Below are 7,279 nucleotides of genomic sequence, written 5' to 3'. Positions count from 1 at the left end.
TTTATCGGAAAAAACAGAACGCAGTAAAGGATTACCTTCATAAGGTGACCAGATGGCTTGCAGAATACTGTAAAAAAGAAAGGATAAGCTGTGTAATCATAGGAGATATCCGAAATATCCGTAAAGGAAAAGATATAGGGCACAAGACAAACCAGAAGTTTCACGGACTGCCGTATAATAAACTTTATATCATGTTGGAATATAAACTAAAACTGTATGGAATATCACTGACAAAACAGGAAGAAAGCTATACCAGCCAGTGCAGCCCGTTTTCACCAGAAATATCAAAAAGATATGCAGAAGCATCAAACCGAAAAGAGCGGGGCATGTATATAACGGATGGAGTAAGATATAATACGGATGCAGTAGGAGCATTTAATATCCTGCGTAAAAATCTTTCCGTATCCGGAAAACAGAAAGAACTGTCCGTAACCGGACTAAAGAATCCAGAAATAATAAAAGTAGCTGTATAGCCGAAAGGTAAGCAGTAGTGGTGTCATGGACGCACCCTGAAAAAAGGCGGTATCCCGCCAGATTTCAGATGCTCTGGTAACTTAGTTACCGAGTAGTTCACCTAAATCAGGAGGATCAAAATGGGAATGAATGAGACACCGTCCGGCGAGCGGGTACATATTGCATTTTTCGGACGGAGAAATGCGGGGAAATCAAGTCTGGTCAATGCGGTGACCGGGCAGGAACTGGCGATCGTGTCGGACATCCGGGGAACGACGACCGACCCGGTCTATAAATCGATGGAGCTTCTGCCGCTCGGTCCGGTGGTTATCATCGACACGCCGGGAATCGATGATGAGGGCGAGCTGGGATTAAAGAGAGTTGGCAAGACTCGTCAAGTCTTAAATAAGGCGGATCTGGCAGTCCTGGTGGTGGATGCGGTGGAAGGAATCAGCAGCTGGGAAGAAGAGATGATCCGGATGTTTGAGAAGAAGGAAATCCCGTATCTGGTGGTTTACAATAAGATGGATTTGCTGACGGGAAAATCGGAACAGGAACCGGTTGTGAAACATACCGCCTATGTGAGTGCCCGGACGAGAGAAGGAATCCAGCAGTTAAAAGAGCAAATGGCACGCCTTACGTCGCAGGAGACGGATGAAAAACGGCTGGCTGCTGATTTAGTAAAGCCGCTTGATACGGTAATTCTGGTTGTTCCGATTGACAAGGCGGCGCCGAAGGGGCGGCTGATTCTGCCGCAGCAGCAGGTCATCCGGGATCTGCTGGACATCGGTGCGATGCCGTTTGTCTGCCGGGAAAGTGAACTTTCGGAGACGTTTGCAAAATTGAAAGAAGATCCGGCATTAGTAATCACGGACAGCCAGGTATTTCCGCTGGTAGACCGGCTGACACCGCCACAGGTGCGTCTGACTTCCTTTTCCATTTTGTTTGCGCGGTATAAGGGGGATCTGAAACAGGCGGCAGAGGGCGCAAAAGCGCTGGAAATGATACAGGACGGAGATCCGATCCTTATTTCCGAGGGCTGTACGCATCATCGCCAGTGCGGTGACATCGGCACGGAGAAGCTGCCGGACTGGATCCGCCAGTACACGGGAAAAGCGCCGGAGTTTCATTTTACATCGGGGACGGAATTTCCGGAGGATGTGTCCGGCTATAAGCTGATCGTTCATTGCGGCGGCTGTATGCTGAATGCGCGGGAGATGAAGAGCCGTCTTCGCAGCGCTGCCGATCAGGAGATCCCGATGACCAATTATGGGATTTTGATTGCCTATATGAAGGGAATTTTGAAACGGAGCATGGGGGCACTGGAGCCGGTCAGGTAGGAAATTTGGGCGGAGAAATGAACGGAAAGAGCGTAAATAATTAGAAACTTAGAAATAAAGGCGGATAAAGCTGCTGGACGATGGAAATGCCTGTCGGACAGCAGCTTTTTTCATAGGAAATTGCGACCTATGAAAAAACGCTCCGCGAGGATGCGCACTCGCGTGAAGCAGTTTTTTGATTTCGCAGATGTCAGAATGTAAACTATATCAATCTAACATGTTGACATTTAAAAATCAACGGTTTATAATAGCGAAAGTTAGCTAAATGAGAAAAATAGGATATTTTTTAAGTTGGACCGAAGGATAACCAAAAAAAGTGTTTTGATTTTGATAAGGAGTAGAAGATATGAGTTTACAACTGGCAGAAGATATTATAAAAGGACGCCGTCTGAAACGGGGCGAGGATTTAAGCTTTTTATTGAGTGAGGATCTGGATGAGCTTTGTGCGGGAGCTGATAAAATCCGGAAGGAGCTCTGCGGAAACCATGTGGATCTGTGTTCTATCATTAATGGACGAAGCGGACGCTGCGGCGAGGACTGCAAGTTTTGCGCGCAGTCAGCCTGTCATCATACGAAGGTGGAAGAATATCCATTTCTGGAGCCAGAGGAGATTCTGGAGGACTGCAAGCGTCATGAGGCGAAGAAGGTACATCGTTACTCCATCGTGACGGCGGGACGTGCGCTGACGGGAGCGGAGATGGAGAAGGCGCTTCAGGCATACCGTGCTATGAAGAAGGAATGTAAGGTAGAGCTCTGCGCCTCCCACGGACTTCTGTCACAGGAAGATTTCAACCGTTTGAAAGAGGCGGGCGTGGGACGGTATCATGCTAATATTGAGACTTCCCGGAGAAATTTCCCGAATATCTGTACCACACATACATTTGAGGACAAGCTGGAGGTCATCCGGCGTGCGCAGGCGGCAGGACTTTCCGTTTGTTCCGGCGGTATCATCGGCATGGGAGAAACCTGGGAAGACCGGATCGACATGGCAATCACGCTGAGCGAGCTTGGAATCAAGTCAATTCCGCTCAATATCCTGCGTCCGATTCCGGGCACGCCGCTGGAACATCAGGCAGCGCTTTCGGAGGATGAGATCCTGCGGACGATTGCTATTTTCCGCTATATCAATCCGACTGCGATGGTCCGTTTGGCAGCAGGACGAAATTCAATGGAACATTCCGGCGAACGGGCATTCCGCTCCGGCGCGAATGCAGCCATCACCGGAGATATGCTGACAACCTCCGGAAACCGCATCAGCGAGGACCAGGAGATGCTGGCGGCGATGGGTTTCACATTATAAAAAAGGAGCATTCATATCATGAGTAAAATACTTTCTGCAGAAGCGGAGCACAGACCTTACTTTACAACTAAACGGATGGCGCTGATTGGCGTGATGACGGCGGTAACCTGTATTCTGGGACCGCTCTCGATTCCGCTTCCATTCAGCCCGGTTCCGATTTCCTTTACAAATCTTGCTATTTATCTGGCGGCATATGTGCTGGGAATGAAAGCTTGCACGATCAGTTACCTGATTTATATGCTGCTTGGCATGGTGGGCATTCCGGTATTTTCCGGATTTACGGCAGGAGTCGGTAAACTGGCAGGACCGACCGGCGGCTATCTCGTCGGATTTATCCTGATGGCGCTGATTGTTGGATTTTTCGTAGATCATTTTCCGGGCAAAGTAGCCCTGCATATCGTAGGCATGGTATTGGGACTGGCAATTTGCTATATTTTCGGAACGGTATGGCTGGCAGGTCAGCTTAACATGACCTTTGTAGCCGGACTGGGTGTGGGCGTTATCCCGTATCTGCCGGGCGATGCAGTCAAAATCATTTTCACAGCTTTGATCGGACCGAAGCTGCGCCGGGAAATTTACCGGTTAGGAGACTAAAAAGCGTTTGGCTGTAAAAACGACAGTTTAGATAAAATGATAATTTAAAATGAAGGCCAGATGGGTGAAAGTGGAATACATAAAACGCTTTCACCCATCTTTTTTGTGAATGAAACGAAGAAGTTAGTTGAAATTTTATAGAAAGTAAGAAGAAAAGAGAAAAATAAAAGCAAAAGAAAACAGAAATAATTACATATATGGAATAAGATGCAGAAAAATAAGAAGGATATGCGACTAAACTTGAACAATTTTGAGGCATATGTTATACTAAAGACAGAAAAAGAGGGAGTCCCCGGAGGAACAGGGAGGAGGCAGTTGTATGGAGAAAAAGATTATCACTATCAGTCGTGAATATGGAAGCGGAGGTCGTCAGATTGGTCTGACAGCCGCTAAAAAACTGGGAATGGAATTTTATGATAAGGAATTGATCGATGCTGCTGCGAAGGAGATCGGTTTTCCAGCGGAAATTATTGCGGATCGTGAGCAGCGCTTGACAAATAGCCTGCTTTACAATTTCGCGATGGGAACTTTGTATGGACTTTCCTATCCGAAGGAGCCGAAGCTCAGTGAACTGCCATTGACAGAGCAGATCTATGTGGCGCAGAAGAAGGCGATCGAGGAGGCGGCAAAGCGCGGAAGCTGCGTATTCATCGGCAGATGTGCTGATTATATTCTGAAAAGCCGTCCGGATGTACTGCGTGTCTTTGTTTATGCGGATCGTGATATCCGGCTTCGCCGCGCGATTGATGAGTACGGGGATCTGGAAGAGCATATTGATGAATTTATGCACCAGACCGACAAACGCCGCCGGATCTACTATGAAAACTATACGAATCAGCGCTGGGGAGACAGAGAAAACTATGATCTGATGCTGAACAGCGGAGATTTGGGAATTGAGAAGTGCGTGGAGTTGATTTGCCAGGCGGTGAAGTAAAAGAAGAGTGGCATTTATAGTTTCATGCAGTCGATATGAGGATATCTAAGATAACAGATGCAAAGAAGATGATTGAAATTTTTTGTAGTTATGTTATCTATATATAAAGGATCTCACCGATAGACGGTTGGACCCTTAAATGATAAGTTAAAAATAACCGCTCAAGTTTGCAGGACCGGGGCGGTTATTTTTGTGTCTTATTACTAGCTCGACCAACTTTATAGCCGAGACTAAAGCATATAAAGCATTTCGTAAAAGATATACGAGCGCAGGTTACTGTACACGTATGCGTGAATAGTAACTAGCACGTTATTGTTCGCGGGTAGGCACTTTTGGAACCGAAAGTGCCGTAAGAAAACGTGGTGGCAGCAGGAATTTGCCGTATTTAAATGCGAAGCCACGGCAAATTCCGTTACTGGGCACATATGCGTGCACAGTAACTAGCACGGCGGCTCTGGCTTGTCAATGGGGGATTGTCTGGACGAATCCCCCTCACTATGCTATAATAAGGGGCATCAAGTCATTTTGGTTGCTTTATCGTTACTGCTCATGGCAGGTATTTTGAAAACCGGCACATGGACAGCAACATTGTATGCACGGGAGAATGAGATGAAAGAAAATATGAAAATACGAGGTCAGCTGCGGACGTATCTGCAGTGGCCGATCATACTGTCGGTATTCCTGTTGGCGGCGAACCTGGCAGTTGGGATCGTGAGCCCGGCTGCCGGTCTTGTGATGTCCGGATTTACGGTTATATATGTGCTGGTGGCACTCTGGCTGTTCATGTACCGGAGAAAACGTCTGATGGGCGGACTGGTGGAGTTTTCGGCGGAGTATGCGTGGGTGCAGAAACAGCTCCTCTATGAGATGGCGGTGCCGTATGCCATCGCGGACACAGAGGGACATTTCCTCTGGTTGAACCACTCCTTTTCGGAGATCGTCGGGGAAGATAAAAACTGCCGTAAGAATATCGCGGCGGTCTTTCCGGAACTGACGCGGGAATTTTTGGATGAGATGGACGAAAAAACGAGCGTTCATTCTTCATTTGACGGCAGATTTTACCGGATCGATATCCAGCAGGTGGCGCTGAGCGAGACGGAAGGCATGAAGCTTGGCGCGGTGGACGAGGACAGCGGCGAGATGCTTTTAGTGCTGTATCTCTGCGATGAGACGGAGATTCTGCGCTGCAAGCAGCAGATCAACAATCAGCGTCTGGTGGCGGGACTTATCTATCTCGACAACTACGACGAGGCGCTGGAGAGTGTCGAGGAGGTACGCCGTTCCCTGCTGGTTGCCCTGATTGACCGGAAAATTACGAAGTATTTCATGGCGATGGAAGGTATCGTCAAGAAGCTGGAAAATGACAAGTATCTGTTTGTGATCAAGCAGCAGTACACGAAAGAGATTCAGGAGAGCCGCTTTTCGATTCTGGAGGATGTCAAGACGGTTAATATCGGAAATGATATGGCTGTCACGCTGAGTATCGGTATGGGTATGAATGGCGACAGCTACATCCGCAACTATGAGTATGCGAGAACGGCGATTGATATGGCGCTGGGACGCGGCGGCGATCAGGCGGTTGTCAAGGATGGCACGAAGATCCGCTATTACGGCGGCAAATCGCAGCAGCTGGAAAAAACGACCCGTGTCAAGGCGCGTGTCAAAGCGCATGCGATGCGCGAGCTGATGGATACGAAGGATAAGATGTTGATCATGGGACACAAGATCGGCGATACGGATTCCTTTGGCGCGGCGATTGGTATCTGGCGGATTGCGACCTCTTTTAATAAAAAGGCGCGGATCGTCATCAATGGGGTCAATTCTTCCGTGAAACCGATGATGGCGCGGTTTGAAAACAGCTCTGATTACCCGGAGGATCTGTTCTTAACCGGCGAGGAAGCGGCAGAGTGGGCGGATTCCAACACGATGTTAGTTGTGGTTGATGTCAACCGCCCGAGTATCACGGAGGCACCGGAATTGCTCAAGCAGATCAAAACGATCGTGGTGCTCGACCATCACCGCCAGAGTAGCGAGATCATCGACAATGCGGTGTTATCTTATGTCGAGCCGTATGCGTCTTCGGCGTGTGAGATGGTAGCCGAGGTATTGCAGTATATCGGCGACGACGGCATCAAGATCAAGCCGGCGGAGGCGGATGCGATGTACGCCGGTATCGTGATTGACACAAACAATTTCATGAACCAGGCAGGTGTCCGCACCTTTGAGGCGGCGGCGTTCCTGCGTAGAAACGGCGCGGATGTCGTGCGTGTGAGAAAGCTGTTCCGCGACCGGCTGGAGGACTACCGGGCGAGAGCTGAGGCGATCCAGAAAGCAGAGATTTATCACGGCGCATTTGCGATTTCCGTGTGTCCGTCCGAAGGACTTGAAAGTCCTACCGTGGTTGGTGCACAGGCGGCAAATGAGCTGCTGGATATTGTAGGCATCAAGGCGTCATTTATCCTGACGCAGATGGGCGACACGATCTATTTCAGCGCGCGTTCGATCGATGAGATCAACGTGCAGATTATCATGGAGCGCTTGGGCGGCGGCGGACACCGCACGATTGCGGGTGCACAGCTTAAGGGTGCGACGATCGATGAAGCCAGAGAGAAATTAAAAGATCTCATTACGGATATGATGGAGAAAGGAGAAATATAA

The 7,279-nt window shown here is 48.8% G+C and carries 6 protein-coding genes; all 6 read left to right on the top strand.

Annotated elements, in window-relative coordinates; genetic code table 11:
* On the top strand, window positions 1–473 hold a 473-nt coding region (locus tag DW739_RS13465), incomplete at its 5' end, for an IS200/IS605 family accessory protein TnpB-related protein (protein WP_147355662.1).
* A 120-nt stretch (window positions 474–593) separates the two neighbouring features.
* Window positions 594–1,793, top strand: coding sequence for a [FeFe] hydrogenase H-cluster maturation GTPase HydF (hydF, locus tag DW739_RS13460; protein WP_118743208.1), 1,200 nt, complete (start codon window positions 594–596; stop codon window positions 1,791–1,793).
* 346 nt (window positions 1,794–2,139) lie between these two features.
* A complete protein-coding gene (gene bioB / locus DW739_RS13455) occupies window positions 2,140–3,093 on the top strand; it encodes a biotin synthase BioB (RefSeq protein WP_118743207.1) in 954 nt (317 codons plus the stop codon).
* 18 nt (window positions 3,094–3,111) lie between these two features.
* Complete coding sequence (locus DW739_RS13450; protein ID WP_107001806.1) at window positions 3,112–3,687, top strand: biotin transporter BioY; 576 nt, start codon at window positions 3,112–3,114, stop codon at window positions 3,685–3,687.
* Between the two features lie 319 nt (window positions 3,688–4,006).
* Complete coding sequence (locus DW739_RS13445; protein WP_107001807.1) at window positions 4,007–4,621, top strand: cytidylate kinase-like family protein; 615 nt, start codon at window positions 4,007–4,009, stop codon at window positions 4,619–4,621.
* 609 nt (window positions 4,622–5,230) lie between these two features.
* Window positions 5,231–7,279 carry a DHH family phosphoesterase gene (locus DW739_RS13440; protein ID WP_107001808.1) on the top strand — a complete coding sequence of 683 codons (2,049 nt, stop codon included), beginning with the start codon at window positions 5,231–5,233 and terminating at the stop codon, window positions 7,277–7,279.

It is taken from the genome of Clostridium sp. AM28-20LB (assembly GCF_003480665.1).
GTDB classification, from domain to species: Bacteria; Bacillota; Clostridia; order Lachnospirales; family Lachnospiraceae; genus Otoolea; species Otoolea fessa.
This window is presented reverse-complemented; position numbering and strand designations above follow the sequence as displayed.